The organism is Rhodococcus sp. FG69 (genome assembly GCF_057808915.1).
Window position 1 is genome coordinate 16271 of the sequence record NZ_JBMDIX010000045.1, and the last position, 26683, is coordinate 42953.

At 63.9% G+C, this 26683-nt stretch carries 29 protein-coding genes, 4 tRNA genes and 1 pseudogene; 12 read left to right on the forward strand and 22 right to left on the reverse strand.

The features are described 5' to 3' along the window. Positions 1 to 1239 carry an SDR family oxidoreductase gene (locus tag ACODSO_RS25565; RefSeq protein WP_068376668.1) on the reverse strand — a complete coding sequence of 413 codons (1239 nt, stop codon included), beginning with the start codon at positions 1237 to 1239 and terminating at the stop codon, positions 1 to 3. A gap of 250 nt (positions 1240 to 1489) precedes the next feature. Between ACODSO_RS25565 and ACODSO_RS25570 the strand changes: the two genes are divergently transcribed. Both ACODSO_RS25570 and ACODSO_RS25575 read left to right on the forward strand, forming a co-directional pair. Beyond that, positions 1490 to 3436 (forward strand): CocE/NonD family hydrolase, encoded by a 1947-nt coding sequence (locus tag ACODSO_RS25570; RefSeq protein ID WP_489039498.1) that lies wholly within the window; start codon positions 1490 to 1492, stop codon positions 3434 to 3436. A gap of 9 nt (positions 3437 to 3445) precedes the next feature. Further along, positions 3446 to 4348 (forward strand): alpha/beta fold hydrolase, encoded by a 903-nt coding sequence (locus tag ACODSO_RS25575; RefSeq protein WP_068376660.1) that lies wholly within the window; start codon positions 3446 to 3448, stop codon positions 4346 to 4348. A gap of 163 nt (positions 4349 to 4511) precedes the next feature. Here the strand turns inward: ACODSO_RS25575 and rplA are convergent, their stop codons facing one another. From rplA to ACODSO_RS25630, 11 genes are all read right to left on the reverse strand, one after another. Further along, positions 4512 to 5228, reverse strand: a complete 717-nt coding sequence (gene rplA, locus ACODSO_RS25580; RefSeq protein WP_068376657.1) for a 50S ribosomal protein L1 — start codon at positions 5226 to 5228, stop codon at positions 4512 to 4514. Between the two features lie 78 nt (positions 5229 to 5306). Next, positions 5307 to 5741 (reverse strand): 50S ribosomal protein L11, encoded by a 435-nt coding sequence (rplK, locus tag ACODSO_RS25585; protein WP_338886368.1) that lies wholly within the window; start codon positions 5739 to 5741, stop codon positions 5307 to 5309. 63 nt (positions 5742 to 5804) lie between these two features. Then, entirely contained in the window at positions 5805 to 6659 is an 855-nt protein-coding gene (gene nusG / locus ACODSO_RS25590) for a transcription termination/antitermination protein NusG (protein ID WP_489039499.1), read from the reverse strand. Between the two features lie 67 nt (positions 6660 to 6726). Further along, positions 6727 to 7191 (reverse strand): preprotein translocase subunit SecE, encoded by a 465-nt coding sequence (secE, locus tag ACODSO_RS25595; protein ID WP_068376652.1) that lies wholly within the window; start codon positions 7189 to 7191, stop codon positions 6727 to 6729. Positions 7192 to 7260: 69 nt separating this feature from the next. Then, positions 7261 to 7333 (reverse strand) — tRNA-Trp (locus tag ACODSO_RS25600). A 198-nt stretch (positions 7334 to 7531) separates the two neighbouring features. Next, positions 7532 to 7957, reverse strand: coding sequence for a (3R)-hydroxyacyl-ACP dehydratase subunit HadB (gene hadB / locus ACODSO_RS25605; protein WP_068376649.1), 426 nt, complete (start codon positions 7955 to 7957; stop codon positions 7532 to 7534). Next, entirely contained in the window at positions 7944 to 8429 is a 486-nt protein-coding gene (gene hadA, locus ACODSO_RS25610) for a (3R)-hydroxyacyl-ACP dehydratase subunit HadA (protein ID WP_231912597.1), read from the reverse strand. Before hadA ends, hadB begins: the two co-directional genes overlap by 14 nt. Positions 8430 to 8599: 170 nt before the next feature. Continuing rightward, positions 8600 to 8767, reverse strand: coding sequence for a 50S ribosomal protein L33 (gene rpmG, locus ACODSO_RS25615; RefSeq protein ID WP_068376643.1), 168 nt, complete (start codon positions 8765 to 8767; stop codon positions 8600 to 8602). 60 nt (positions 8768 to 8827) lie between these two features. Then, positions 8828 to 8900, reverse strand: a tRNA-Met gene (locus ACODSO_RS25620). Positions 8901 to 8981: 81 nt separating this feature from the next. After that, a tRNA-Thr gene (locus ACODSO_RS25625) sits at positions 8982 to 9054 on the reverse strand. 187 nt (positions 9055 to 9241) lie between these two features. Continuing rightward, positions 9242 to 9324: transfer RNA gene (locus ACODSO_RS25630), tRNA-Tyr, on the reverse strand. A 151-nt stretch (positions 9325 to 9475) separates the two neighbouring features. On the opposite strand from ACODSO_RS25630, the gene ACODSO_RS25635 reads away from it, so the two are divergent. Then, the gene (locus tag ACODSO_RS25635) at positions 9476 to 9976 is read left to right on the forward strand and encodes a YajQ family cyclic di-GMP-binding protein (protein ID WP_068376640.1); all 501 of its coding nucleotides are present in this window, start codon (positions 9476 to 9478) and stop codon (positions 9974 to 9976) included. A 104-nt stretch (positions 9977 to 10080) separates the two neighbouring features. Here the strand turns inward: ACODSO_RS25635 and htpX are convergent, their stop codons facing one another. Beyond that, the gene (gene htpX, locus ACODSO_RS25640; RefSeq protein WP_068376637.1) at positions 10081 to 10941 is read right to left on the reverse strand and encodes a zinc metalloprotease HtpX; all 861 of its coding nucleotides are present in this window, start codon (positions 10939 to 10941) and stop codon (positions 10081 to 10083) included. Positions 10942 to 11027: 86 nt separating this feature from the next. Beyond that, positions 11028 to 12047, reverse strand: a complete 1020-nt coding sequence (locus ACODSO_RS25645) for a polyprenyl synthetase family protein (RefSeq protein WP_068376634.1) — start codon at positions 12045 to 12047, stop codon at positions 11028 to 11030. A 162-nt stretch (positions 12048 to 12209) separates the two neighbouring features. On the opposite strand from ACODSO_RS25645, the gene ACODSO_RS25650 reads away from it, so the two are divergent. Then, positions 12210 to 13445 (forward strand): geranylgeranyl reductase family protein, encoded by a 1236-nt coding sequence (locus ACODSO_RS25650; protein WP_489039500.1) that lies wholly within the window; start codon positions 12210 to 12212, stop codon positions 13443 to 13445. Between the two features lie 13 nt (positions 13446 to 13458). On the opposite strand, the gene ACODSO_RS25655 is transcribed toward ACODSO_RS25650, so the two are convergent. The 3 genes from ACODSO_RS25655 to ACODSO_RS25665 all read right to left on the reverse strand — a co-directional run bounded on the left by ACODSO_RS25655 (position 13459) and on the right by ACODSO_RS25665 (position 15886). Then, the gene (locus ACODSO_RS25655) at positions 13459 to 14151 is read right to left on the reverse strand and encodes a demethylmenaquinone methyltransferase (protein WP_068376629.1); all 693 of its coding nucleotides are present in this window, start codon (positions 14149 to 14151) and stop codon (positions 13459 to 13461) included. 15 nt (positions 14152 to 14166) lie between these two features. Then, positions 14167 to 15309 (reverse strand): glycosyltransferase family 4 protein, encoded by a 1143-nt coding sequence (locus ACODSO_RS25660; RefSeq protein ID WP_197480848.1) that lies wholly within the window; start codon positions 15307 to 15309, stop codon positions 14167 to 14169. 145 nt (positions 15310 to 15454) lie between these two features. After that, on the reverse strand, positions 15455 to 15886 hold the full coding sequence (locus ACODSO_RS25665) for a DUF3592 domain-containing protein (RefSeq protein WP_489039501.1): 432 nt from the start codon (positions 15884 to 15886) through the stop codon (positions 15455 to 15457). Between the two features lie 58 nt (positions 15887 to 15944). Between ACODSO_RS25665 and ACODSO_RS25670 the strand changes: the two genes are divergently transcribed. Then, on the forward strand, positions 15945 to 16457 hold the full coding sequence (locus ACODSO_RS25670) for a DUF2505 domain-containing protein (protein ID WP_068376623.1): 513 nt from the start codon (positions 15945 to 15947) through the stop codon (positions 16455 to 16457). Here ACODSO_RS25670 and menD read toward each other — a convergent pair. Next, complete coding sequence (gene menD, locus ACODSO_RS25675) at positions 16454 to 18064, reverse strand: 2-succinyl-5-enolpyruvyl-6-hydroxy-3-cyclohexene-1-carboxylic-acid synthase (protein WP_489039502.1); 1611 nt, start codon at positions 18062 to 18064, stop codon at positions 16454 to 16456. The genes ACODSO_RS25670 and menD overlap by 4 nt on opposite strands. Positions 18065 to 18137: 73 nt before the next feature. Between menD and ACODSO_RS25680 the strand changes: the two genes are divergently transcribed. From ACODSO_RS25680 to ACODSO_RS25690, 3 genes are read left to right on the forward strand one after another with little or no spacing between them, the layout of a single operon-like run. Next, positions 18138 to 18734: a flavin reductase family protein gene (locus ACODSO_RS25680; protein WP_068376617.1), complete on the forward strand. Its 597-nt coding sequence runs from the start codon at positions 18138 to 18140 to the stop codon at positions 18732 to 18734. Next, positions 18731 to 19771 (forward strand): AbrB family transcriptional regulator, encoded by a 1041-nt coding sequence (locus tag ACODSO_RS25685; RefSeq protein ID WP_156520448.1) that lies wholly within the window; start codon positions 18731 to 18733, stop codon positions 19769 to 19771. Before ACODSO_RS25680 ends, ACODSO_RS25685 begins: the two co-directional genes overlap by 4 nt. Positions 19772 to 19829: 58 nt before the next feature. Beyond that, positions 19830 to 21248, forward strand: coding sequence for a DUF2252 domain-containing protein (locus ACODSO_RS25690; RefSeq protein ID WP_068376612.1), 1419 nt, complete (start codon positions 19830 to 19832; stop codon positions 21246 to 21248). 74 nt (positions 21249 to 21322) lie between these two features. Here ACODSO_RS25690 and ACODSO_RS25695 read toward each other — a convergent pair whose 3' ends face one another. The 3 genes from ACODSO_RS25695 to ACODSO_RS25705 all read right to left on the reverse strand — a co-directional run bounded on the left by ACODSO_RS25695 (position 21323) and on the right by ACODSO_RS25705 (position 23457). Continuing rightward, positions 21323 to 21769 (reverse strand): DUF6918 family protein, encoded by a 447-nt coding sequence (locus ACODSO_RS25695; protein WP_068376609.1) that lies wholly within the window; start codon positions 21767 to 21769, stop codon positions 21323 to 21325. Between the two features lie 90 nt (positions 21770 to 21859). Then, positions 21860 to 22831, reverse strand: coding sequence for an o-succinylbenzoate synthase (locus ACODSO_RS25700; RefSeq protein WP_068376606.1), 972 nt, complete (start codon positions 22829 to 22831; stop codon positions 21860 to 21862). Continuing rightward, positions 22828 to 23457, reverse strand: a complete 630-nt coding sequence (locus tag ACODSO_RS25705) for a PaaI family thioesterase (protein ID WP_068376709.1) — start codon at positions 23455 to 23457, stop codon at positions 22828 to 22830. The genes ACODSO_RS25700 and ACODSO_RS25705 overlap by 4 nt, the downstream gene beginning before the upstream one ends. Before the next feature lie 73 nt (positions 23458 to 23530). On the opposite strand from ACODSO_RS25705, the gene ACODSO_RS25710 reads away from it, so the two are divergent. The 4 genes from ACODSO_RS25710 (at position 23531) to ACODSO_RS25725 (ending at position 26487) form a co-directional block, all read left to right on the forward strand. Then, positions 23531 to 24424: a 1,4-dihydroxy-2-naphthoyl-CoA synthase gene (locus tag ACODSO_RS25710; RefSeq protein WP_068376602.1), complete on the forward strand. Its 894-nt coding sequence runs from the start codon at positions 23531 to 23533 to the stop codon at positions 24422 to 24424. Positions 24425 to 24531: 107 nt separating this feature from the next. Further along, positions 24532 to 25566, forward strand: a complete 1035-nt coding sequence (locus tag ACODSO_RS25715) for a GGDEF domain-containing protein (RefSeq protein WP_068376707.1) — start codon at positions 24532 to 24534, stop codon at positions 25564 to 25566. A 56-nt stretch (positions 25567 to 25622) separates the two neighbouring features. Then, on the forward strand, positions 25623 to 26075 hold the full coding sequence (locus ACODSO_RS25720) for a hypothetical protein (protein ID WP_068376599.1): 453 nt from the start codon (positions 25623 to 25625) through the stop codon (positions 26073 to 26075). A 28-nt stretch (positions 26076 to 26103) separates the two neighbouring features. Then, positions 26104 to 26487 (forward strand): VOC family protein, encoded by a 384-nt coding sequence (locus ACODSO_RS25725; protein ID WP_068376597.1) that lies wholly within the window; start codon positions 26104 to 26106, stop codon positions 26485 to 26487. Here the strand turns inward: ACODSO_RS25725 and ACODSO_RS25730 are convergent. Next, positions 26484 to 26683: pseudogene (locus ACODSO_RS25730) on the reverse strand (hypothetical protein); the annotation flags it as partial. The gene ACODSO_RS25725 and the pseudogene ACODSO_RS25730 overlap by 4 nt on opposite strands.

Here is a 26683-nt window from a genome sequence, read left to right on the forward strand (position 1 = left end):
TCATTCCACGGCTACGGGAGTAAGAGTCTTCAGCTCTGCCTTTCTGAAGTACAGCTCGAAGAGCTTTCGGTGATCACACCAGGAACTGTCGTGATCGACAGGGAATATCGCTTCCGGCTTGTGCACCAACCTCATCAGCTTGTCGATGTTGTCGGCCAGCATCGTCTCGGCGAACTTGGGCGAGATCCGCACGCTCACCCGGTCGACGAACTCCTCCCAGCTGACGAGATCGAGACCGAGCAATTCGGCGTACAGGTCGTGGCCGTACCCCGTGGTGTTGCTCGGGAGCAGGCGGGCCAGAGGATGACTGTGGAGTGCGTTGCCTGCCATCACGTCGCAGATCACGTCCACCGGTACGTAATTCATGCCAGGACCGTCCCAGATCGCGCCGCATGCGATAGCGACCTCGACGATACGCCAAAAGCTGTACGCCCGACCGGGATCGAGACCGAGTTCGGTACTCCCGAGGATGTACGGCGCCTCGCAGAGCGTCACAGAATAGGTATCGGATACGGACAACCAACCGAGAAGTGCCGCGTTCACCCACTTCATCTGCGCATAGCCGGAGTACCACCAGGAGTCGGGTCGACGAAAGTCATCCGGCCTCTGATAGAGGTGCCCGCCGATGCTCCCGACATAGGTGAGGTGCTTGCGTGCAGAAACGACGGTGAACTCGAGAATGCGCAGAACACTGATGAACCAGTCTTCACGCAGCTCTACGTAGCTTTCGGTGTAGTCGGTCGAACTGGCACAGTTGAACACCTGTCCGACGTCCGCGGCCAACTCGAAGTAGCGTTGCTTGTCCAGACCGAACCGAAACTTCGTCGGAGTGCCTTCGACGATGCGAATCTTGTGCGCGTCGACCTCGATCGAATACATGTCGAAGGTGCGCTGCAATCGCTCTTCGGCAGTCTCCTCCTCGGTGGGACGGACAACGGCCCACACCGTCTCGACCCGCGAGTCCCGGGTCAATCGCCCGATCAGGTGAGCGCCGAGAAATCCGTTGGCGCCGAACACCATTGCGGTGTCGGTACGAGGTGGGGGCATCTCGGCCACGCGGCGACGCGTCTGCTCGTCGATGTACGGGCGCAGTGCGGTCGGGTCACCGTTGCTGAGCGCAACGATGTCCGCGTATTTCCCGTCGAAGCGCAACCCTGGACATTCCGAGGTGATCAATGCGTCCGCATGCGGCCACTTGGGCCTGAGAGAACCGTCCCCGAGTAGTTCGTCGAAGTACACTTGGCCTCCACACAGTTGGACTTCCGGTGATGGAAGCAACGGAATGGTAAGCACCGAGAAAACGCTCCCGATTCCTTTCCTTCGATGTTTATGACTACTGATACATCCACCGGCGAACGGATGGGGATCTTCACAATTTCGACGGCTGCCGGGCTCGGACCGACGCGACGCAAAGTGGACAAAGCATCGAATTCGGGCGCGGCACAACAAAAAGGTGACACCAACCGATCAGAGAGGTTCAATCGGACTCATGACGGCAGCGCAGCCACACCCACTCTTGCAACCGGGTCGTGATCCGAGCGGCGGTGACGCGGCGCTGACGTGGAGCAGAATCGCCAAAGAAGAGCCGCGCTACCCGAAGGTCTCGGTCTCGGCCGACGTCCGGATCCCGATGAGCGACGGCGTCGTACTCCGCGCCTACGTCTTTCGGCCGGCCGATGCGTCGGGGCGCGCCGTCGCGGGCGACTTTCCCACCGTCCTCACCCTCACCCCGTACAACAAGTTGCTGATCAAGGGCATCGACACTGTCCTCAATGCACCCGTCTTCGGCCCGCTGATCCGCTCGGTGTCGCGACGATTCGATCTCACCGGCACCCCGTTCGACGGCATCACCGAGATCACTCGGGTTGTCGCGGGCGGAGCCGCGGATGTCTCCACGGTCAACAGGCATCTGGTCCGGAGCGGCTACGTGCACGTGATCGTCGACGTCCGAGGAACCGGATCGTCCACCGGCGCGTGGGACGTTCTCGGTGCACGGGAGCAGGAGGATTCGCTGGAGACCATCGACTGGGTCGGCGCACAGTCGTGGTGCAACGGGCGCATCGGAATGGCGGGCATCTCGTACTCGGCAATCAATGCGCTTCAGGCCGCCGCGAAACGCCCCGCTGGACTGCAGGCCGTGTTCGCAGTCGAAGGATCGGTCGACATGTTCCGCGAAATCTTCGCGACAGGTGGGGCACCGTCGCTGTTCATCCCGCTGTGGCTGGCGACCGTCAACGGGCTCAAATGGGTGCCGTCCGTCCGCGACCTCGATGTCGCCACGTGGTTGCGCGATCGGCTCTCCTCACCCGCGACCGATCTCCTCGACCTCGCCAGGGGTTTCGTCACGGGCGGCGATCGAAGGATCTACGACGACCCCTACTTCGACACGATCGATGCGAACATCGAGGACATCGAAGCCCCGACCTTCGTCTACGGATGCTGGCACGACATTTTCGGAGGCGCGGCACCTGATATCTACAACCGCCTCTCGCTCGAGCGAGGGCACAAGCAACTCCTCGTCGGCGACGGCTACCACGCCAATCCAGGGATCGGATTCGGAGAACCTCGCTTTCCCCCGCGGCTGGACGTGCTGGAGCGCGCGTGGTTCGACCGATGGCTGCGAGACGAGGACAACGGTATCGAGAAGTACGGTCCCGTCACCCTCCGGCAGCAAGGTGGTGGCTGGACGGCGCACGGGAGGTTTCCTGCGCCACATGCCGAGCCGAGGCGGTTGTACTTGTCCGCTGCAGCGTCCGGGAGCGCACCGCAAGCGGTGGCCGACGGAAGTCTGCACGCCGACGCCCGCCCGTCCGCCGGAACGATGTCCGTCCGACCGAACCTGCGGTCGGCGATCTCACGGGACACCACACAGGTTCTCGCCGGTCTGACGGCCGTACTCGGCGGCGGATTCACCTACGACAACCGGTTCGCCGAGAAAAGTGCACTCACCTTCACAACTGGAATTGCCCACGCGGACACCGTGATCTCGGGGCCGATGAACCTCCACTTGCGTGTGGTGTGCCACGCACCTGAGGCGCTCTGGGCGATCATGGTGTGCGATGTCGACCCGAGCGGCCGATCGACGGTTCTGACCAACGGCGCGCTCCTCGCCTCCCGCCGTGCCGTCGACGACGAGCTCTCACTGTTCGCACCGAACGGCGACTACACCCGGCCCCACCACCCGTTGACCGAGGGCACATTGCTGCCGGTGCCGGTCGGTGAGGCCATCGAGCTCGACATCGACCTGCTCACCACGGAGGCCAGAATCGAGACCGGGCATCGGCTTCGCGTCGACGTCTTCGCAACCGACGCCCCGCGTTTCATGCCGATCTTGCCCGACCTCCTCCGCACACGGGCCCGAGCACAGGATTTGGTGATCGACGCCGAGAGACCCAGCTTTCTCGTCGTCCCCTTACTCGGTGAGCCAGGCTGGTAGAGAGGACACATGCAGTCGCGTACCGGCTTCGCGCCGTCGAACGATATCGAGATCGCCTACGAGGACATGGGCAACCCCGACGATCCCGTCGTGTTGATGATCATGGGTCTGAGTGCCCAGATGACGCTGTGGCCGACCGAGTTCTGCGAACGTATCGTCGAACAGGGCTTTCGGGTCATTCGGTTCGACAACCGTGACATCGGCCTGTCGACCAAGATGGACGGTCAACGCATCGAAGGATCTGCTCTGCTGCGACTCCTCCGCACCCAGCTCGGTGCGTCGAGCAGAGTCCCGTACACGCTGCAAGACATGGCCCTCGATGCGAAGGGCCTCCTCGACTACCTCGAGATCCAGCACGTCCACGTCGTCGGCGCATCCATGGGTGGAATGATTGCTCAGGTATTCGCTGGGCTGTACCCCGATCGGGTACTCAGCACCGGCATCATCTTCTCCAGCACCAACGAAGCCTTCCTACCACCACCGGATCCCCGCGCGCTTCTCCCCCTGATGAAGGGTCCCGGCCCGGGCGCAACCCGCGAGCAGATCATCGCGCATTCGGCCAACACCCGGCGCATCATCGGCAGTCCGGCCTACCCGACGCCGATGGACGAACTCCTCGTCACCGCAGGCGAAATGTACGACCGCAATTACAATCCTGCCGGAGCACTACGACATATGGCTGCCGTGACCGGGACTGGAAGCCTTCGCCGGATCGCGGCGGAAATCGCGTCACCGACCGTCGTGATCCACGGTCGCGCAGACCGACTCATGCGTCCGAGCGGCGGCAAAGCCATCTCCCGGGCCGTGAAAGGGTCGTCACTCCACCTCATCGGCGGTATGGGCCACGATCTGCCTCGGCCGTTGTGGGACGAGATCCTCGGTGAGCTGGGGGCGAACTTCGGGCGGGTGTGAGCTGGCCGCGTCGGGTCCGCAGGGACCGACTGTCTGTTTCAGTCACTCAGAGTGTGCGAATGTCTGTTTCGGTCACCAAACCACCCGCCAAACCCCGCCCCGCCCAAACACGAACAAGGCCGGCACCCCGAGGGGATGCCGGCCTTGTGGAGTTCGAGCAGACTCAGCTCTCGTCGAGCTCGAGCAGGTTGCGCGTACGAGTCGGATCGACGGGGATTCCCGGTCCGGTCGTGGTCGAGACGACGATCTTCTTGACGTAGCGGCCCTTCGCGGAGGACGGCTTGACGCGAAGGATCTCGTCGAGTGCAGCGCCGTAGTTCTCCACCAGCTTGGTGTCGTCGAACGACGCCTTGCCGATGACGAAGTGCAGGTTGGCCTGCTTGTCGACGCGGAAGTTGATCTTTCCGCCCTTGATGTCGTTGACAGCCTTGGTCACGTCGTTGGTGACCGTGCCCGTCTTCGGGTTCGGCATCAGGCCACGCGGTCCGAGGACGCGGGCGATGCGGCCTACCTTGGCCATCTGATCGGGGGTGGCGATCGCAGCGTCGAAGTCCAGGAATCCGCCCTGGATGCGCTCGATCAGATCCTCTGCGCCGACGACGTCGGCTCCTGCTGCCTCTGCTTCAGCAGCCTTCTCACCAGCGGCGAAAACAATAACCCGAGCGGTCTTGCCGGTGCCGTGGGGAAGGTTGACGGTGCCACGCACCATCTGGTCGGCCTTACGAGGGTCGACGCCGAGACGAACGGCTACCTCGACGGTCGCGTCGAACTTGCTCGACGCGGTTTCCCGGGCCAACTTTGCTGCCTGGAGCGGCGAGTACAGGTTGTCTGCATTCACCTTTGCGGCCTGCTCGAGGTAGGCCTTGCTGCGCTTTGCCATGTCTTACTGTCCTTTGTTTCGAGTTCAGTGTGGTTGACGGGCCTGGCCGGCCCTCCCACGTTGTCGCAAAAGGCTGAATCAGCCTTCGACGGTGATGCCCATCGACCGAGCAGTGCCGGCGATGATCTTCGCGGCCTGATCGATGTCGTTGGCGTTGAGGTCTTCTGCCTTGGTCTTGGCGATCTCGCGCACCTGTTCCATGGTCACCTTGGCAACCTTGGTCTTGTGTGGCTCGCCGGAGCCCTTTGCGACGCCAGCAGCCTTGAGCAGCAGCTTGGCGGCGGGAGGAGTCTTCAGCTTGAAGTCGAACGTGCGGTCTTCGTAGACCGAGATCTCGACCGGCACGACGTTTCCGCGCTGCGACTCGGTCGCTGCGTTGTACGCCTTGCAGAACTCCATGATGTTGACGCCGTGCTGGCCCAGTGCGGGGCCGACGGGAGGAGCGGGGTTTGCCGCTCCAGCCTGGATCTGAAGCTTGATGATCCCGGCTAGCTTCTTCTTCTTCGGGGGCATTTCTTTTTCCTTGTATTCGCTCGGGTTTCTTGCGGTTACTACTGCAAGTGTGTGCGGCTCGCGCTAGATCTTGGCGACCTGCGTGAAGCCGAGTTCGACCGGAGTCTCGCGGCCGAAGATCGAGACCAGCACCTTGAGCTTCTGCTGCTCGGCGTTGACCTCGCTGATGCTGGCCGGGAGGGTCGCGAAGGGGCCATCCATGACGGTGACCGACTCGCCGACCTCGAAATCGACCTCGATGGTCGGCTTCGACGTGCTCTCGGTTGCGCTGCCGTCCGCTGCGCCTCCGGCCTTCGCGTCCTTCTTCTGACCCTGCTGAGGCATCAGGAACTTGACGACCTCGTTGATCGTCAGCGGCGACGGACGCGACGTGGCACCGACGAAACCGGTGACGCCGGGAGTGTTGCGGACCGCTCCCCAGGACTCGTCGTTCAGTTCCATTCGGACCAGGATGTAGCCGGGAAGTACCTTGCGGTTGACCTGCTTGCGCTGGCCGTTCTTGATCTCGGTGACCTCTTCGGTCGGAACTTCGACCTGGAAGATGTAGTCGCCGACGTCGAGGTTCTGAACACGGGTCTCGAGGTTTGCCTTCACCTTGTTCTCGTATCCGGCGTACGAGTGGATGACGTACCAGTCACCGGGGGCGCGGCGAAGCGCGGCCTTCATCTCGGCGACGGGATCCTCGGGCTCGGCTGAGATGTCCGCGGTCTCGTCGACGGCGACATCGTCGCCCTCGGCCGTGACATCGCCGCCTTCGGCGGGGACATCCTCACCTGTGGCCGCGGCGACATCGGCCTTGATAGCCTCGTCGGTCTCGCGGTCCTGAGCCGCCTGCTCCGCTTCGAGGCCCTGTTTGGTCGCCTCGACATCGGCGTCGAATGCGGCCACTTCGGTGGCGTCGTTGTGCGGCGTGCTCACAGCAGGCACCCTTTCTGTCGTTTCGTGCATGTCGTAAAGATCATCGAACGTATCCGAGCGCGCAGCGTCAGCCGAACACCCATTCGATCCCTTGAGTGAACGCCAGGTCCATACCGCTGATGTACGCGACCATGAACGTCACGAATACGAGCACGACGCTGGTATAGGTGACCATCTGCTTGCGGTTGGGCCAGATGACCTTGCGCAACTCCGCGATGACCTCGCGAAGGAACTGAATCAGCCGCTTGAACACATTCGGACGCTTGGGTTCGCGGGACTTCTCGGCGCGGGTTGCGACCGACGTCCTCGCTGTAGCCGACTTGGAGACCGACACCTTCTCGGTCGGTTCACCTGCGGTGCGTGAGCGACGGGCAGTCCGCTTTCCGGACGGCCTGGCTGCGGCGGCCGGCGATGCGCCGGCTGAGTCCGACTTGCCGGAAGAGCTCTCGGTCGACGACGCATCAGGCGTCGACGAGTCGGGCGCCGACAAGTCCTCGGACTGGTCGTCGCGCTTACCGCGCTCCTCGGTCACCCGTCGTTCCTCTCAGTAGCTGACACCGTCGCTACCCTCACCGACATCGCGATGAGGGAGCCACATGGGCAGGGGCGACAGGACTTGAACCTGCAACCTACGGTTTTGGAGACCGTTGCTCTACCAATTGAGCTACGCCCCTTCGGCTCCGTCCGCCATCGGACGAAGTCGTTCTGGAATCGAACCATGCTCGATCGACGCGAACGCCGTCTCACATGACGTACGCGCTACCTTCGGCCTTCGAACCAGCACCTCGGCAGCGCGCAGCGCTGAACAACCCCAGAAATCTCAGTGTACTGCACGGGCTGTGGAACTTAGAAATCCGATCCCACGCGGTCGATCAAGCAAGGCGGACTGTCGCGGTCGCTCGACCGAAGATCTTCTTGCCTTCGGACTTCGCGGTGATAGCGATGACCGCCGACTTCGAATCGGGATCGACCGATTTCACCTTGCCGGTGTATTCGACAGATGCCGCCGAATCGGCGGGCACATAGACGGAGCTGGTGAATCGCACGTTGTACTCGGTGACAGCACCGGGATCACCCAGCCAGGATGTGACGAAACCGGCGCCGAGCCCCATCGTCAACATTCCGTGGGCGATGACATTGTCGAGCCCGGCGAGCTTGACGACTTCGTCGCTCCAGTGAATCGGGTTGGGATCACCTGACACGCCCGCGTAGTTGACCAGATCGCCGCGAGTGAGTTTGACGATGCGCTCAGGCAGCTCGTCGCCGACCGCGACATCCGCGAAACTACGAAGCGCCATGCATGATCACATCCTTGACTGCGTGGGCTATGTTCTCGTCTACTTCGCCACCGGTCCGGGCGACAAGGGTGGTCCACGTCGTCTGAACCAATTCGTCGTTCTGATCGGTCACGATGTTCTTGGTAGTGATGATGTCACTACCACTCATCTGACGGAACGATTCGAGGTAGACCTCGCACGACAGTTCGTCACCGACCGAAATGGCCTTGTGGAACTGCAGTCGCTGGTCGGTCTGCAAAATTTGGCTGGGATCGTAGCCGGAGATGAACTCCTTGAACATCCGAGATTGCGCGATGATGCCGACCAGAGAAATGAACGTGAGTGGCGCAAGAAGGCCGTCGTATCCGAGGCTCTTGGCGGCAGCCTCGTCGTGGTGAGCCGGATGCCAGTCCTGGACAGCACGGGCGTACTCGCGCACCTTCTCGCGACCGACCTCGTACGGGTGCTCGACGCGATAGTGGTGTCCCACCATCGCCGCCGCGTGCGCCGCCGGATCTTGAACCTCTGGATCCTGCACTGACTCAGTCACGCTGTTAAGTGAACCTTTTCTACCCAGGACGCAAGTGCGGTTAGGGCACGAAAAGTAAGCCTAACGCGTGGCGTCGACTCCGAACGAAGACCAGCAGCCGAGAAGGCTCGCGACTAGCGAGACTCGCGGTGCGAACGATGCGTACCGCAGTTCGAGCAGAACTTCTTCAGCTCGAGGCGGTCGGGATCGTTGCGACGGTTCTTCTTCGTGATGTAGTTACGGTGCTTGCAAACCTCGCAGGCCAAGGTGATCTTGGGCCGCACATCGGTGGAGGAGGCCACTGGATGCCTACTTTCGGGTAAATCTGATCCGGTTAATCAGGACTGTGCAATCTTCTTGTGTAGCGGTGACCGGACTTGAACCGGCGACGCAACGATTATGAGTCGTTTGCTCTACCAACTGAGCTACACCGCCTCAGGTGCTCACCACTACATCATCTCACTGCCGAGGATTTCCCCGGCGATGAGGGTGTCTGGCGAACCATCCAATCCAGCGAGCCCCCTAACGGAATCGAACCGTTGACCTTTTCCTTACCATGGAAACGCTCTACCGACTGAGCTAAGGGGGCGTTGCGACTGCGGATCTGTTCGTTCCGCATGTTGCACTCCTGACGCATGAACAAGTCGTGCGCCGAAGCCTTCAAGAGGTTACACAGTCCGAGCACCGAGTACCAAATTGCATGCTCAGCGACCTTCGTGCGTTCTCTCTTAACAGTAGAAACCCCAGCGAGAATCATCTCGCTGGGGCGCTACGGGTGGCAGATGTAGGATTCGAACCTACGTAGGCATAAGCCGACGGATTTACAGTCCGCTCCCATTGGCCGCTCGGGCAATCTGCCTGGATGCACCGAAAAGTTTCACTCTCCGACGCGGAGAGAAGAATACAACGAACGTGCCCCTCCAACGCAAACCGGGTGGATAGCGGGGGTGCGGACGGGCTAACGTCGGGGCCGACGACCGACACAGACGATTCGACTTCAGGAGTTGCACGTGGCTGATTCTTCCTTCGACGTAGTGAGCAAAGTTGACCGCCAGGAGGTGGACAACGCTCTCGGACAAGCTGCGAAGGAGCTGGCGACCCGGTTCGATTTCCGCGGGTCCGGCACCGTGATCGAGTGGTCCGGCAGCGGAGACGCAGAGGTGATCACGATCACCTCGGAAAGCGAAGAGAAGGTCAAGGCCGCGCTCGACGTCTTCAAGGAGAAGCTGATCCGCCGCGACGTGTCGCTGAAGGCCTTCGAGACTAACGATCCCGCAGCGTCGGGCAAGGTCTACAAGGTGACGGGCAAGTTGGTGCAGGGCATCTCCACCGAGAACGCCAAGAAGCTCACCAAGAAAATCCGCGATGAGGGCCCGAAGGGCGTCAAGGCGCAAATTCAGGGTGACGAGCTTCGCATCAGCAGCAAGAAGCGCGACGATCTCCAGGCCGTTCAGCAGCTCCTCAAGTCCGAGGACTTCGGTCTCGCGCTGCAGTTCGTCAACTACCGGTAGAACTCGGGGGGCTCCGCCCCAGTGGCGCGGTCAAGTGCCCTGGCGTGCACTCAACCGCGCCACTGCGGCGGAGCCGCATCAGGTGCATACCCGGCGGAGGCCGCCTACTCCCCGCGCGCCATCCGTTCGAGCCGGGCAATCCGTTCCGCCATCGGTGGGTGGGTGGAGAACAGCCTGCTGGCCTTCTCCCCCACTCGGAACGGGTTGGCGATCATCAGATGCGACTCCGCGGCGATGCGTGGCTCCGGAGGCAGCGGGGCCGCCTGCACGCCCCGCTCCAACTTGCGCAGCGCCGACGCCAGAGCGAGCGGATCCCCGGTGAGCTCGGCTCCCGATTGATCGGCCTGATACTCACGCGACCGCGAGATCGCCAGCTTGACGACGGTGGCCGCGATGGGCCCGAGGAGTGCGACCAGCAGTAGCGCTATCGGATTCGCACCGTTGTTGCCTCGTCCGCCGAACATCGACGCGAACATTGCAAAGTTCGCGAGGCCCGAAATGACGGCTGCCATCGCGCCCGCCACCGAGGAGATGAGGATGTCGCGGTTGTAGACGTGCGACAGTTCGTGGCCGAGCACTGCGCGGAGTTCCCGCTCGTCGAGGATCTGCAGGATGCCGGTGGTGCAGCACACGGCGGCGTTGCGCGGATTCCGGCCGGTGGCGAACGCATTGGGATTGTTGGTCGGGCTGATGTACAGCGACGGCATGGGCTGATGTGCCGTGGTCGCCAGCTCGCGCACGATCCTGTACATGACCGGCGCCTGTACCTCGGTGACCGGCTGAGCGTGCATCGACCGCAGCGCCAGCTTGGCACTGTTGAAGTACACGTATCCGTTGACTCCGACCGCGAGCGCAACGGACAGCAGGAGAATGGTCGAGCTGTTGAACAGTGAGCCGATGAAGACGATGAGCGCCGACATTCCCACCAGTAGGCCGAATGTCTTTGCGCCGTTCGCGTAACTCATTGGTCGCCTCTTCCGAAGAAAACTCGTTCTCTCTCGAAAGATAGAACGACCGCGAGAGCAGACAAGGTTCCCGGACCCGTCCGAGCTCAGCCGACGCGCTCGACCGTGTAGTTCACCAATCGTCCGAGGGCGTCGTTGGCCTCACCCTGCGGAAGGGTGGCCAGCTCTGCGTGTGCCTTCGCGGCGAAGTCACCGAGCGTTGCCTTGGCCTTCGCCATTCCCGGCGAACGCCCGAGCAGCTCGAGGGCTTCGGCGACTGCGGCATCCTCGGTGACCGGGCCGTCGAGAAGAACGCGCAGGCGGTCCCCGTCCGGGCCGTCCTCGGTGAGTGCGTACAGAACAGGAAGCGTGTGGACACCTTCACGAAGGTCGGTCCCTGGTGTCTTACCCGACTGCTCGGATGCCGACGAGATGTCGATGATGTCGTCGGAGATCTGGAAGGCCGTTCCGACTGCATCGCCGAGACGCTCCAGCGAGGCGACATGGTCGATACTGCCGCCGGAGAACGTCCCGCCGAACCGGCCGCACGCCGCAATCAGTGACCCGGTCTTCTCCCACACGACCCGCAGGTAGTGCGCGATGGGGTCCTCGTCCGCCTTGACACCGATGGTCTCACGCATCTGTCCGGTGACCAGTTCGGCGAACGTCTCGGCGATGATGCGGACGGCTTCGGGACCGAGCGTCGACACCAGCCGCGACGCGTGTGCGAAGAGGTAGTCACCGGCGAGGATCGCGATGCTGTTTCCCCAGCGCGAGTTGGCGGACTCCGCACCTCGACGCATCGACGCCTCGTCCATGACGTCATCGTGATACAGCGTCGCAAGGTGAACCAACTCGACGACGGTCGCCGCTGTGACGATGGACTCGTCGGTCGGGTTGGGGCCGAGCTGTGCGGTCAGAACGGTGAACAGCGGGCGGAAGCGTTTGCCTCCTGCCTTCGCGAGGTGCAGTGCGGCTTCGGTGAGGAAGTCCTCCCCGTCGGACAGCTCGGCGATCATGAGCTTCTCGACGCTCGAAAGCCCAGCGGCGACGGTTCGTGCAAGCTCCGGATCGACGAGATCCACCCCGGCAACGACCGTCGATCCGGTCGTGTCGTCTGTGCTCACGATTGTTCGTCCTGTCCTCTTCGTGTTCAGCGGTTCGCTGTTTCTCTCGCGACGTACCCCGCCTATACCGTAGTGAACCTCGAGTACGGCAGCGCCGGAAGGTGCCGTAGACCACGCCCCTGGCGTGTGGGGTGCCCCTGATGCCACTGCGATACTGGATCGGTGACGTCCGCATCGCAGTTACCCATCGAAGCCGACGTGCTGGTGGTCGGCGCAGGTCCCGCCGGGTCGGCGGCCGCCGCCTGGGCCGCGCGTGCAGGTAGAGACGTCGTGCTCGCAGATTCGGCGACGTTCCCGCGCGACAAGACCTGCGGCGACGGCCTCACTCCCCGCGCGATAGCCGAGCTCGACCGGCTCGGCATCGGTGAGTGGGTGCGCGGGCGTACCGAGAACAGAGGGTTGCGACTGTCGGGCTTCGGTCAGGAACTGCAACTCGAATGGCCGGGTGGGTCACTCCCGTCGGTGGGCAGCGCCGTACCCCGAACCGAGTTGGACGACCGAATACGCAGCACCGCAATCGAATCCGGTGCGACGATGATCCAGGGCGCCAAGGCTGTCGACATCCGACTCGACAACGCGAAGGTCGTGTCGGTCACGTTCTCGAACGGTCACGAGATCACGTGCAACCGACTGATCGTCGCGGACGGTGTTCGCTCGACGCTCGGCAAGAAGCTCGGCAGGCAATGGCATCGCGACACCACGTTCGGCGTCGCGGCGCGCGCATACATCTCCTCCGAGCGATCGTCGGATCCGTGGATCTCCTCGCACCTCGAACTCCGCGACGCCGCTGGAACGGTGCAACCCGGTTACGGCTGGATCTTCCCGCTCGGCACCGGCGAAGTGAACATCGGTGTCGGGACACTGGCCACAGCCAAACGCCCGGGCCCCGGTGCGTTGCGTCCGCTGCTGGACCTGTACACCTCGCAGCGGCGTGACGACTGGTCGTTGTCGGGCGATCTACGCGCCGTTGCGTCGGCGCTGCTGCCGATGGGCGGGGCGGTCTCGAATGTCGCGGGCGCGAACTGGGCCATCATCGGCGACGCCGCAGCGTGTGTGAATCCACTCAACGGCGAAGGCATCGACTACGGCCTCGAGGGCGGCCGGATGATCGCAGACCTGCTCGACGAGAAAGACCTCACCGAGGCCTGGCCGTCGCTGCTGCGCGAGCACTACGGGCAGGCGTTCTCCATTGCCCGACGGCTCGCCGGCCTCCTCACGGTGCCGCGCTTCCTGCCTGCGACCGGGCCGGTCGGGATGCGTTCGCGGGCGTTGATGACGGTGGCCGTGCGGGTGATGGGCAATCTCGTCACCGAGGCGGATTCGGATCTGGTCGCACGTGCCTGGAGGGCGTCGGGAAGTGCGTCGCTCAGGATCGACGCACGACCGCCGTTCAGCTAGAACAACCTGTAAGTCAGCGGACCGCTCGGTGCAGCGCGACGATTCCGCCCGAGAGGTTGCGCCACTGGACGTTCGACCACCCGTTGCCGGCGATCATGGTGGCCAACTTCTCCTGCGTCGGCCAGGCGCGGATCGACTCGGCGAGGTACACGTACGCGTCGGGGTTGCTGGAGACCGCACGGGCGACGGCCGGCAGGGCCTTCATCAGGTACTCCATGTAGACCGTTCGAAACGGCGCGAACACCGGCGTCGAGAATTCACACACGACGAGCCGGCCGCCAGGCTTGGTGACACGGGCAATCTCGCGGAGTCCGGCCTCGAAATCGGAGACGTTGCGTAGGCCGAAGGAAATGGTCGCTGCGTCGAAGCTCGCGTCTGCGTACGGCAGGTGCATCGCGTCGCCGGCAACCATGGGCACGGGCCGATCGGCGCCTGCCTGCAGCATGCCTTTCGAGAAGTCCGTCGCAACGCACCATGCTCCGCTTCGCGCGAGTTCGACGGTGGACACCCCGGTCCCTGCCGCCAGGTCGAGAACCTTCTCCCCTGGCTTCAGGTTCAGCGCGGCACGGGTCAGTTTCCGCCAGCTGCGGTCCTGCCCGAAGGACAGAACCGTGTTGGTCAGGTCGTACCGACGAGCGACTCCGTCGAACATCGACGCGACCTCGTGGGGTTCCTTCTCGAGCGTTGCACGCGAACTTGTAGCCACTGCTCGAGCTTAGCCTCAAGCCGTTCTGAGCGACCTGTGGCGTTCGTGGCCGAGGACGTCACCGTAGTGCCCGAGCAGCTCGTCGCAGATCGCGGGCCAGGTGCGGTGCAGGACCGATCGGCGTGCGGCTTCGCCGAACCGTGCGCGCATCGTCGGGGCCTCGAGTGCCGCCACCGCACTGGGAAGAAGTTCGGTGAAGCGGTCGACGGGCAGCAGATAACCGTTGCGGCAGTGTGAGACGAGATCGCGCGGGCCACCTGCGTCGGGTCCGATGACCGGGACGCCACTCGCGAGCGCTTCTTGCACCGCCTGGCAGAACGTTTCGTGCTCGCCCGGGTGGACGAAGACGTCGAAGCTCGCGTATGCCTGCGCCAGCTCGTCCCCGCCGAGCTGCCCGGTGAATATCGCCGACGGCATCAGCTTCTCCAGCGACGCCCGGTCGGGTCCGTCTCCGACGATCACGACCTGGATCGCAGGATCCTGTGCGATCACCGCAAGTCTTTCGACGTGCTTCTCCGGTGCGAGCCTGCCGACGAACCCGACGATCAGAGAACCGTCGGGAGTCCACTGCCGACGCAGAGTTTCACGCCGGGACGATGGTGCGAACCGGACGGCGTCGACGCCACGGGCCCACCGGTGGACGCGCGGAACCCCGTGCAGTTCGAGTGCTTCGACCGCCGAGGTCGACGGCGCAAGCGTCCGTGCGGCGCCGCGATGCACCCGTCGCGTCCACCGCCATGCTGCCCGCGATGTCAGACCGAGCCCGTAGCTTTCGGCGAAACCCGCGACATCGGTCTGATAGACGGCCACTGCGGGCACATCGAGCCGGTTTGCCGCGGCGAGACCACCGGCTCCGAGTAGGAAGGGCGACGCCAGATGTACGACGTCGGGCGCGAAGTCACGCAGCGTTGCCGTCAGACCGGGTCCGGGAACTCCGACCGGGAGCGAACTGACTTTGGGCACCATGACGGCGGGCACGCGGTGCACTGGGATGCGACCGTGTTCGACGGCGGCGCGGGGTTTGCCCGACGGATTGTCCGGAGCGACGACCATGGCGTCATGGCCTGTTCTTTCGAGATGCTCGAGAACCCGGAGAACCGAGTTGGTGACGCCGTTCATGTTGGGTAGGAACGATTCCGCAACGATGGCTACTCGCACGATCCTCAGTGTGGGCAGCGCTTCGGGCCACCGGGAAGCGCAGACGTTACGGGCGAGCGAAGTTCACGCTAATGGTTCTGCTCTGCCACCCACGCCGGACTTGGTTGGTGCAGTGTTCGGCGCCGAAGAAGGACCGTCTCAGCACTTAGCCATGAACAAGATCTTGCCGGTCTCGACGGCGGATCACCAAGAGGGCCGGCGCAGCGATCAACCACGTCACGAAGACGACCGAGGCGGCAGGGATGATCGCGACACTCGCGTTGCGGCCGGACACCCGCACGAGGTCGGGATCGGACTTCGCGAATTCGACGTCGATGCGCTGGCCCGCGATCAAATTGGTCGGGTACAGAACGCCGAGCTGCGGGTTATGGGTGACGCCGTCCGGAGTCACGAAGCTCACTGCCGACCTCAACTTGCCCGCAGAAAGCACCTCGGCAGTCGCCCGGCCCTCGTCGGAGGTGATCGCGCGGTCGTTCTGCCAGGCGGCGACCACCAACAGGAACGCGAGAACAGAAATCCCGGTCGCGACGATCAGGATCGCGATTCTCGTTCGGCGCCGGGCTTTCGGGGTACTCACGCCGATAGACGTTACTGTGCGTCCCTCGAAGACCATTGTCGTAGTAGCGTCTGCTGGCATGTCTCGCGACTTCGAGTTCACGATCGTCTCTGTACACACCACCGCCGATGTGCACCAGGCACTGACCAGTGAGGAGCAATGGCTCGCCCGCTTCGCGACCGCCGAGAAAACCGACGGATACGAGCTGATCACTCACGCGGACGGTGCATTCACCGTCGACATCTCGGAAGAAGTCGGAACGTCGGAACTGCCGGGATTCGTCAAGAAAGTCATCAGGGGCAAACTGCTGATCACCCGCACCGACCACTGGGGACCACTCGTCGGAGATATCGCCGACGGCACCCTGGCGGGCGGGTCCTCCGCGGTGTCGGCCAGAGTCGAAGGCTCGATGGCCCTGCGTCCGGACGGGGAAGGTTCGATCCTCACAGTGCGAGGCACGTCGACCGTCAAGATCCCACTGATCGGCGGCAAGATCGAGTCGCTCATCATCGACATGATCAAGGACATGGTCGATCGAGAAACCCGCGAAACAATCGAGTGGGCACAGAAAGTGAACGAGGAAGAAGGCTAGAGGCGCGCACGAATTCCGGCGTGAAGTTCGCGTAGGCCCGAGCGTTCCGTCGTCACCTCGAGAACACGGATCCCGTCCGCACCACCCTCGAGCGCAACGGCCAACTCTGCGCCGTCCACGCTGCGGTGTGTGATGCGGTAAGCCGCGCACAGTGCCGCCAGATCCATCCCGTGCGGCGTCCCGAAGACTCGCTCGAACGCGCCGGCGTACTGCGGATCCCCCTGTTCCAGCAGCTCGAAGATGCCGCCGCCATCGTCGTTGGCGACCACGATCGTCAGATCCATCGGGCGAGGCTCGCCGGTGCCGATGAGCAGGCCCGCCGCGTCATGGAGAAACGTCAGATCACCCATCAGAGCGATCGTCCGCCCCTCTCTCGCGAGCGCCGCGCCGACGGCTGTGGACACCGTCCCGTCGATGCCCGCCACGCCACGATTCGACAGCACCCGAACACCCGATGTCGGATAGCTGACGAGCGCAGCGTCACGGACAGGGTTCGATGCCCCGAGCAACAGCTGGTCGCCGTCGCGGAGCGAGGACATGACTGTGGCAGCGACATGTAGCCCCGTCGGCTTGGGGTGCGCGGCCAACTGATCACGTACGGCGAGGTCGGCTCGGGCGGACAGGTGGGTGCACCTGGACAGCCACTCGGGTCGAGGACTACCCGAGACAACGGCGCGGGTTCCGGTCGCCAGCACGTTTCCGGAGACATCGGGCCAGCGGGGACCCGTCGTGAGTGCGAAGACGTCGACCGCAGGATCGGCAAGCAGGGATGACACCGGTCGATGCAGCGTCGGACGGCCGGTGATGATCGCCTGACGCGGCTTCAGTTGCGACAACGCGAGTGGATGCAACGGAACGCCGTGCAGCGGCGCCGTCGGCTCCGCGACCGTCGGTAGGCCTGCCAACTCGGGGCGCAGGGCGGCGCCGTGACCGGAGACGACGATGGTGTCGATCGACAGATCTATGTCGACCGGAACGTCGAGCGTCGCCTGCTGCGTCGTCGTCCAGGCGGCGCCACCTGCCCGTCCAGCAGGGGCGGGGATGACGTCGGCGAGATCGGGAACCAGCGGTTCACGGAGCGGGATGTCGAAATGCACCGGACCGGCGTTCCCGGAGCGAGTTCCGCGGGCCGCAGCAAGCACCCGGCATACGGCACTGCGCCACTGACTGTTCTGGCCTTCGCCGTCCTCGGCGAGACCGAGGCTGATCGTCGCCCGGACCTGACTGCCGAACAGTCCGAGCTGCTCGACGGTCTGGTTCGCACCGGTGCCGAGCATCTCGTACGGGCGATTGGCGCTCAGCACGACCAATGGCATGCGTGCGTAGTTCGCTTCGAGAACCGCAGGTCCGAGATTCGCGACAGCAGTCCCCGACGTCATGACCACCGGGACCGGGCGGCCCCCGCCCAAGATCAAACCGATTGCCAAGAAGCCTGCAGTGCGCTCGTCGATGCGCATGTGCAGCCGTAGCCGTCCGGCGGCGTCGGCCTCCTGCAATGCGAACGCGAGCGGCGCATTCCGCGAACCCGGACACAGAACCACATCTCGTACACCGCCGCGGACGAGTTCATCGACGACGGCTGCGGCCTGGGCGCTGGACGGGTTCACTCCTTCAGGTTGTCAGATTCCTGCCGCGCGCCACTATTCGGCCCGGCTGCAGATCGTTTGACACGATGGTGGTGTGCGAACTGTCTTCGATCCGTCCGAGATGCCGCCTGGCGGCTTCTATCCCCTGCTCACGTCGTCTGTCGTGCCGCGTCCCATCGCCTGGGTATCGACCGTATCCGCCGACGGCGTGGCCAATCTCGCGCCGTACAGCTTCTTTTCGGTGTCCTCGTCGAACCCACCTGTAGTGCAATTCACGTCTGTCGGCCGCAAGGACAGCCTGCGGAACATCGAGGCGACGGGCGAGTTCGTCATCAACCTGGCAACCGAACACCTGGCCGAACAGGTCAACGCTTCGTCGGCGGTGTACGAGCACGGCGTCAGCGAATGGGCAGAACTCGGAATCGTCAGTGAACCGAGCGAGAAGGTCGCCCCTCCTCGCGTCGCGGAATCTCCTATCGCCATCGAGGCGACGTTGCATCGCATCATCGAGGTCGGTAATTCGTTCGTCGTCATGGGACGCGTCGTCGCCCTCGCTGTGCGCGAGGAGTTCATCGCCGACGACGGGCTTCCGTCGTTCGAGAAGATCGCGCCTCTGAGCCGTCTCGGTCGCAACGAATGGGGTCTGCCGCCGCAGGTGCGCTTGATCGACCGGCCCGGCACTCCTTCTTGACCCGCTGGCTCTCCCTGATCGTTGTCACCGTCGTCCTGACGCTCGGTGCGTCGCAGCTCGGGGTGCCCTCGGCGGGCCTCTTCGTCGCCCTGTTCGTCGCCGTCGTCTTCGCGCTCGCAGGATGGGCGCCGTCCTCCGGCGTACCCAGGAAGATCGGTATCGCCGCGCAGGCGATTCTCGGCGTCGAGATCGGCACCCTCGTGCAGCGCGACACCTTGTCCACACTCGGCGACAACTGGGTCCCTGTCGTACTCGCGTGCATCGGAACCCTGGTGCTGTCGCTCGCAGCGGGCGCTCTGCTCGGACTCCGACGTGACGTCGATACGATCACCGGTTCCCTCGCCCTCGTCGCGGGCGGTGCGTCGGGTCTGGTTGCCATCGCGCAGGAACTCGGCGGCGACGAACGGGTCGTCGCGGTGGTGCAGTACCTCAGGGTCGTTCTTGTGACGACCACGATGCCGATCGTCGCAACGGTGGTGTTCTCGGCGCGAGGAACCGACGCCGTGATCGTCGACGCCGTGAAAGCACCGTGGCTCGTCGATCTGCTGTTCGTGGTGGTCTGCGGTGCTGTCGGGTACGCCGTCGCAGTGCTCGTCAGGCTTCCGGCGCCGGGTCTGCTCGGTCCGCTGATCGTTGCGACCGCGGCTGATCTGCTCGGTTTCTCGTTCGGCGCGGGCGTTCCGTCGCTGCTGTTGGCTGCGGCGTACATCGGGATCGGTTGGCAGGCCGGTATGCGCTTCACGATGGACAGTCTGCGATCGATCTCCAGGGTGCTGCCGACCGCGCTGCTCCTGATCATCGGCATCACCGTCGGGTGTGCACTTCTGGGTCTGTGGCTCACCGCGTCGACGTCCATCACCGCTTACGAGGGCTATCTCGCCACGACGCCGGGAGGGGTGTATGCAGTCCTCGCCATCGCAGCGTCGACGGGCGCCAACGTCACCTTCGTCGTCGCGGCCCAGGTGATCAGGGTGTTCATGATGCTCTTCGCCGTCCCTGTCGGTACGAAAATCGTTCGGCACTATCGGGAGAAGTGAGTGGGGGTCCTCGCGAGGCGCACGAAAACCCCCCGCACGTCCGACATAGAGTTCTTCCATGCCCGATGCCCATGCAGGCCATGCCGTAGTCCCCCAGGTCGGCAATGTGGACAGTAAGTCCTACGCCACACTGCGGGCGAGGACGACTCCCCGCGCCGAGCGCTACGAGCTGGGCAAGAGCCTCCGCCAGCACGTGTCGCGTGAGTCGATGGGCGACTGGACTCCCCCGGCGAACCGTCTGGACCCCATCAGGCAGATCGAACACTCGCACGACGGTCGGATCGATTGGCTCATTCCGGTCCGGGTCGAGCGGATGGCCGAGTCACCCTACGGTTTCCTCCGGGGAACGGCCATCGTCATGGCCCGCGACGTCGCCCTCCTCCCGTCGACCGGCATCACCCCCGTCATCAGCGGTGATTCGCACCTCGGAAATTTCGGTTTCTACGCGTCCCCCGAACGGGACCTCGTCATCGATCTCAACGACTTCGACGAGGCACACCCCGGCGCCTGGGAGTGGGACCTACGACGCCTCGCCGCAAGCATCTGGGTGGCAGGCCGGCAGAACGGACGGACCGAAGACCAGTGCGAGGAAGCCGTCGCAGCGTGCGTTCGGGCGTATCGGATCGAGGTGTCCCGCTTGGCCGACGAGCCGCTGATGTCACGCTCGTTCCAGCGCCTCACTGCAGAGAAGCTGCAGGCCGACGCGACCGAGGGCTCGTTGCGCAAGGAGATCAAGAGGGCGACCAAGAAAGCACGCAGGCGCACGAGCGACCGCGTGTTGCCGCGGTTCACCGAAGAGCACGAGGGCACCCGGCGGATCGTGGAGGAACCTCCCATCACTACGCGCCTTCCGGCTCGTGACGAGGAACTGTTGGCCCAGGGACTGGACGATTACCTGCAGACGCTGTCGCCGCATTGGCGTCGAGTGCTCGGCGGCTACACGCTGATCGACGTGGCCCACCGGGTCGTCGGCGTCGGAAGTGTCGGTCTGCGCGCCTACGTGGCTCTGCTCGAGGGCAGTAGTCCGGACGATGTGGTGTTCCTTCAGCTCAAGCAGGCGCGACGCTCGGTGCTGGCGCCGTACGTGCACGGCGAGTCGGCGTGGCACGCACACCAGGGGCAACGCGTCGTCGAGTACCAGCAGGATCTGCAGACCGTCAGCGATCCGCTTCTCGGGTGGACGACGATCGACGGTCGTCAGTACTACGTCCGGCAGTTCCGGAACATGAAGGGCACGATCGACCTCGGCTCGATCGATGCCCCCGCGCTCGTGGACTACGCAGGCGTCGTCGGCCGGTTGCTCGCCAAGGGACACGCACGCACGAGTGGGGCGTCGATGATCGCGGGGTACACAGGCGATTCCGACATCCTCGATATCGCGCTGTGCCGGTTCGCGCGGCTGTACGCCGATCAGACCGAATCCGACCATGCATTGCTGGTGGAAGCTGTGAGGAATGGCCGCTTCGATCAGCCGTGACCTGGCGCTCCACGCCAGTGGCACGGTTAAGTGTCACAGGGTGCACTCAACCGCACCACTGGCGACGGAGTCGCCTACGCGGCGTACTTGGTGACCAGATCGCCCAGACGCGGCAGTGCCTCGGCGACGTTCTTCTGAGCCGACCCCCGCAGGCTGCCGTAGAACTTCTTCACCACGCTCTTGTCCGTGTCCTCGATCCGCGAATCGGTGACCGACAGCAACGCGTTCGACACCTGATCCGAGTTCGCGACGAGGTAGTCCGCGAACGAACCGGCCGGCGCCGCGTTGTACGACTGCCAGAACGGCTCGAGCTGGTCGACGAAGTCAGGCCACAGCGCCTCGACGGCCTTTTCGATGTACGACGGTCCGACCTTCTTGACCGCGCCGTACCCGCCCTTGACCGCGAGGCCGCTGGCTCCCTTCTTGTCCGAGACCTCGGCGTCGATCAGCGCCAGAACGTCGGACAGTAGAACATCGCGCTTCGACTCGTCGAGCAACGATTCCTTCAGTGCAGCAACCACTTCGAAATTCCTCCCAAGATTCTTCGGTTTCCGCGCACATCAACGTCGGCGTGCGGCCGTCGGAAGATTACCGCAGCTACAGCAGGTAGGTCAGTTCAGGAACGCGTACGTCCGCCGAACTCGCTCGTGCCACCACCGGACACGCTCGTCCGATGCTGCCAACGCTTCCAACCTGGACGAGTCCGGTTCGACCGAGCCGGCGAGCAGAGTTCCGTCGACGAGTTCCTGGCCCGGACAGACGTCGTCGACGAACAAGCTGCCGGTTCCGAGTCCGCACGCGAACTCGAGCTTCGGGATCGCCGCGGCGGCAGCGATTCCGGCCGAGATTCCGACCGCAGAATCCAGCGCACTCGACACGACGACGGGCACGCCGTATTCACCGAGTTCACCCGCCAGTTCCAGCAGAGCTCGCATCCCGCCGAGCGGTGCGACCTTGACGACAGCGACGTCCGCGCCCCCAGCCCGCACGACGCGCAGCGGATCCTCGGCGCGCCGAATGCTCTCGTCGGCTGCCACCCGCAGTCCCGGTAGTCGGCGACGCACCTCGACGAGCTCGGGAACCGTCGCACACGGTTGTTCGGCGTATTCGAGTTCGCCGTCCTCCAGAAGCAACGACAGGGCCTCGACGGCCTCGTCGACGGTCCAGCCGCCGTTCGCATCGACCCGCACCCGCGGCACGACGGCACGAACGGCCCGAACCCGCTCGACGTCGTCGGCGACCGTCTGTCCCTTTTCGGCCACCTTGACCTTCGCGGTGTCGACGCCCGGGTATCGCGCGAGGATGCCCGGAACTTCCGTCGCTGGGACTGCGGGGACGGTCGCGTTGATACGGACTCGTTCGCGGTGCGGCTCGGGGGGTCCATCCCATGCCGCTTCTATCCCGGAACGCAACCACGCGGAGGATTCCTGATCGTCGTACTCGGTGAACGGCGAGAATTCACCCCACCCTGCGGGACCGCGGACGAGCATCACTTCGCGCGTGGTGATGCCGCGGAACTTGGTGCGCATCGGCAGCGAGAGAACGTGCGATCCGTCGAGGACTTCATCGAGCGACGGGATCACGGCTGACCTTTCAACAGCTGGACCATCAGTGCGTCGCAGTCAGCGAGGACGTTCCCTTCCGTGTCCTTCAACACCGCGCTGATGAACGTCTTGCGACCTTCGACGCGGTCGACGTTGCCCTCGATCACGAGTTCGGTGTCGAGCGGGGTGATCTTGCGATAGTTGATGTGCAGGTACGCGGTACGGCTGATCGGCCGGCCGTAGGCGTGCTGGATCATTCCGAACATGTCGTCGAACAGCAGCGGCAGCGTGCCTCCATGCGCGGCCCCGTTGCCGCCGAGATGGAACCGGCGGAACACACCCCGGCTTCGCACTCCCTCGGCGTCGAACTTCTCGACGGTCCACGGCAGCATCAGCAGAGATCCGCGGCCGGGCAGTGTGATGACGCGTCCCGCGGGCGACTGCCCCTCGGGTACCTGGAACGACTTCAGCTCCTCGTTGATCGCTTCGACCCGTTCGGCGAGGTCGAGGGTCACTTCCGGTGTCGGCGCGGTGCTGACCGCGAGATCCTGCAACGTGCGCAGCGCTTCGACCAGGCGACCGAATTCTGGCCCGACGTCGGCGGGGACGTACTTGGGGAACCCGCCGTGGTGCTCGTACTCGTCCTGGCCTGCCTGTTCGCTCATCCCAGCACCGTAACCTGCGGCAGCTTCTCGGGTATTCGCGACCGGGAGAACCCCACGATCTATCGTGGCGCAGGTGACCTTCACTCCTTCGCTCTGGCAGACCGTTCCCGGGTTCGACGACCTCACCGACATCACCTATCACCGACACGTCACCGACGACACTGTGCGTATCGCGTTCGATCGACCGGACATTCGAAATGCGTTCCGCCCGCACACGGTCGACGAGCTCTACCGGACGCTCGAGCATGCTCGAGTCAGTTCCGACGTCGGAACGGTGTTGCTGACCGGCAACGGCCCCAGCTCCAAAGACGGGGGGTGGGCCTTCTGTTCGGGCGGTGACCAGCGAATTCGTGGCCGCAGTGGCTACCAGTATGCGGGTGGCGAAACCGCAGACACCGTCGACAAGGCGCGCGCAGGCCGACTTCATATCCTCGAAGTGCAACGCCTCATCCGGTTCATGCCGAAGGTAGTGATCTGCCTGGTCAACGGCTGGGCAGCGGGCGGCGGTCACAGCCTGCACGTCGTCTGCGATCTGACTCTGGCCAGTCGCGAGCACGCTCGGTTCAAGCAGACCGACGCGGACGTCGGCAGTTTCGACGGAGGTTACGGAAGCGCTTACCTCGCGAAGATGGTGGGACAGAAGTTCGCTCGCGAGATATTCTTCCTCGGCGATACGTACACCGCCGAGGAGATGCATCGAATGGGCGCCGTCAACCGCGTCGTCGATCATGACGAACTCGAGAACGTGGCCATCGAATGGGCAGCGAAGATCAACGCCAAGTCGCCACAGGCTCAGCGGATGTTGAAGTACGCGTTCAATCTGCAGGACGACGGTTTGGTCGGCCAGCAGTTGTTCGCCGGCGAGGCCACTCGGCTGGCGTACATGACCGACGAAGCAGTCGAAGGCCGTGACTCGTTCCTCGAGAAGCGCGACCCGGACTGGTCCCCTTTCCCCAGATACTTCTGAGGAAGAGGTCCGTTTCCCGTTCGCCACGCCCGCGTCACGGTCGCGCGCCCGACAGTGCTGCGGCGGCGATCGCCTTGTGGTTCGTCCAGCCGCACGACTACGAGTGGATGAAGGAGTTTCAGAACTCCCACGCGTCGGGAAAGATCATCGGGATCATCGTGGCTTTGTCGGTGATCAATGTCAGCGGCATGTCGCTCGTGTCGTTGTTCGCGGACGGCGGCCCGACCGGAGCTGCTGCGACGGCACTGACGCTGACGCTGTGCACAGTCAACCTCGTCATCGCGGCACTGTGGATCGTCCGACCGTTTCCCGGACGCCTCGGCGTCGTCGCCTTCGCCATCTACGCGGACGTCGGCGTCGCGGCCACACTGTCGGTGTTCGATCTGCAGTACGCACTGATCGGCTGTGTCCTGTTCGCAGTGATCGGCGCGTTCGTCACGTTCTTCCTGAGCCCTCGGTGGGTGGTGACCCACCTCGTGTTCACCTCCGCCGTCGCTCTGACGTTCACCGCAGCGCTGTACCTCCGAGGCGAGATGGAGACGCTTACTCTTTTCGTCCAGGCCGACGTGGTCCTGATCGCCATCATGAGTGTTCCGGTCACCACGCACATCTTCCTCACCACGCTGTCTGCCGACGCGCGCAGTTCCGTTCTCGATCCGCTGACGGGACTGCTCAATCGCCGAGGTCTCGACGCCGCGCTCGAGGACCTGTGGGCGCAGGGTCGACGAGAGGGTCAGTGCGCAGCCGTCGTGGTGGTCGACATCGACAACTTCAAGTCCGTCAACGACATTCACGGGCACGACGCCGGAGACGCCGTCATCTGCTCCGTCGCCGAGCGTCTGACCTCGCATGTCGCACGATACGGCGTTCTCGGACGCACCGGCGGCGAGGAATACCTGGCCGCCGTCGTCACCTCCAGACTGCACATCGACGCGTTGATCCACGGCATCCGACGAGCACTACATGGAGAAAACGACACCATCCCGGTGACGGTGAGTGTCGGGGCAGCCATTCTCTACGCGGAGTCGAGTCTGTGGAACACCAGTACCGACACGGTGCGCGTCGCCGCTCGGGTGGCGGACTCCAAGATGTACGAGGCGAAAGCCGCGGGCGGGAATCGCGTCGTCACGACGTTGATCTAGAACCGTCATTGGATCCACAGGTTTTCGACAACACACATTTCGGCAATACCCATTCGATGAGCAACAACCGAACGAGCACAGACCGTCAGACCCCGTCGCCCGATCACCGTCGACCTCCGACGGTGTCGGACGAATCGATTTCCGCCGTCGGCAAAGTCTCGGAAGCGTTGGAAACCATCGAACGCGCCCGCGGCCACCTCTACTCGTTTCATCAGCTGATCGGGCACGCAGATCTACAACTCGGGGAGGCTGTCGATGCGCTGCGAAACGCCGGCCACGCCGAGCAGGCCGATCGATTGAACTCCGAGCTGATCGGACGCAATGTCGTCGACGGACGCTGGTCCTTTCAGATCGTCGAGGAGTTCGACGACCTGTACTGGTCGGAGTTCCGCAGCCACGAGCAACAGGTCCGTGAGGAACTGCAGGATGGAAAACGACACGTCTTCGAGGCCGAAATGAAAGAGTCGCGGCGCACCCACGGTAAGCCTGGGCACGAGGCGACACCCTGACCCACGGAACGTGTGGTATCGATGAGCCGTGGAAATACTGAGCGGCCGAACGATTCTGCGTCCCGTCGACTACCAACGGACCCTCGCCTTCTATCGAGACGGTCTCGGGCTCGCCGTACACCGCGAATACGGCGCTGGAACGGTCTTCTTCGCCGGCCAAGCCTTGCTCGAGATAGCCGCGCACGGAGGATCGGAGTCACCGCAGCGGTTCGACGGCGCTCTGTGGTTGCAAGTCCGCGACATCGAATCTGCCTCGGCGGAATTGCGGAGCCGCGATGTAGTGATCGAACGCGAAGCGAAACAGGAATCCTGGGGGCTGATCGAGTTGTGGCTTCGAGACCCGGACGGCGTGCCGATCGTCTTGGTCGAGATCCCCGCCGACCATCCCCTGCGGTGCGACGTGCGCGGCTAGCCGACGCCGCTCACGAGCCTTCGGACAGCCGAGGCCGATTGCGGGCGAGACCACAGAAATCCTTGCGCGAGAGTGCAGCCGAGTTCGAGCGCGATCTCGGCTTGCTTGGGGGTCTCGATGCCCTCCATGACCATGACCAACTGGTTGGGTCCCCAGGTAGAAGTCCAGTGTCTGTGTGAGTTTCGTGTCCGAGAAT

Excerpts from the sequence above, each read along its gene's own strand:
- ACODSO_RS25720 (WP_068376599.1), top strand. The coding sequence starts at position 25,623 with ATGAGCAACAACCGAACGAGCACAGACCGTCAGACCCCGTCGCCCGAT.
- hadB (WP_068376649.1), bottom strand. The coding sequence starts at position 7,957 with ATGGCGCTTCGTAGTTTCGCGGATGTCGCGGTCGGCGACGAGCTGCCT.
- ACODSO_RS25690 (WP_068376612.1), top strand. The coding sequence starts at position 19,830 with ATGCCCGATGCCCATGCAGGCCATGCCGTAGTCCCCCAGGTCGGCAAT.
- ACODSO_RS25670 (WP_068376623.1), top strand. The coding sequence starts at position 15,945 with ATGTCTCGCGACTTCGAGTTCACGATCGTCTCTGTACACACCACCGCC.
- rplK (WP_338886368.1), bottom strand. The coding sequence starts at position 5,741 with ATGCCCCCGAAGAAGAAGAAGCTAGCCGGGATCATCAAGCTTCAGATC.
- hadA (WP_231912597.1), bottom strand. The coding sequence starts at position 8,429 with ATGGTGGGACACCACTATCGCGTCGAGCACCCGTACGAGGTCGGTCGC.
- ACODSO_RS25705 (WP_068376709.1), bottom strand. The coding sequence starts at position 23,457 with ATGAGCGAACAGGCAGGCCAGGACGAGTACGAGCACCACGGCGGGTTC.
- ACODSO_RS25575 (WP_068376660.1), top strand. The coding sequence starts at position 3,446 with ATGCAGTCGCGTACCGGCTTCGCGCCGTCGAACGATATCGAGATCGCC.
- ACODSO_RS25715 (WP_068376707.1), top strand. The coding sequence starts at position 24,532 with ATGAAGGAGTTTCAGAACTCCCACGCGTCGGGAAAGATCATCGGGATC.
- htpX (WP_068376637.1), bottom strand. The coding sequence starts at position 10,941 with ATGAGTTACGCGAACGGCGCAAAGACATTCGGCCTACTGGTGGGAATG.
- rplA (WP_068376657.1), bottom strand. The coding sequence starts at position 5,228 with ATGGCAAAGCGCAGCAAGGCCTACCTCGAGCAGGCCGCAAAGGTGAAT.
- ACODSO_RS25570 (WP_489039498.1), top strand. The coding sequence starts at position 1,490 with ATGACGGCAGCGCAGCCACACCCACTCTTGCAACCGGGTCGTGATCCG.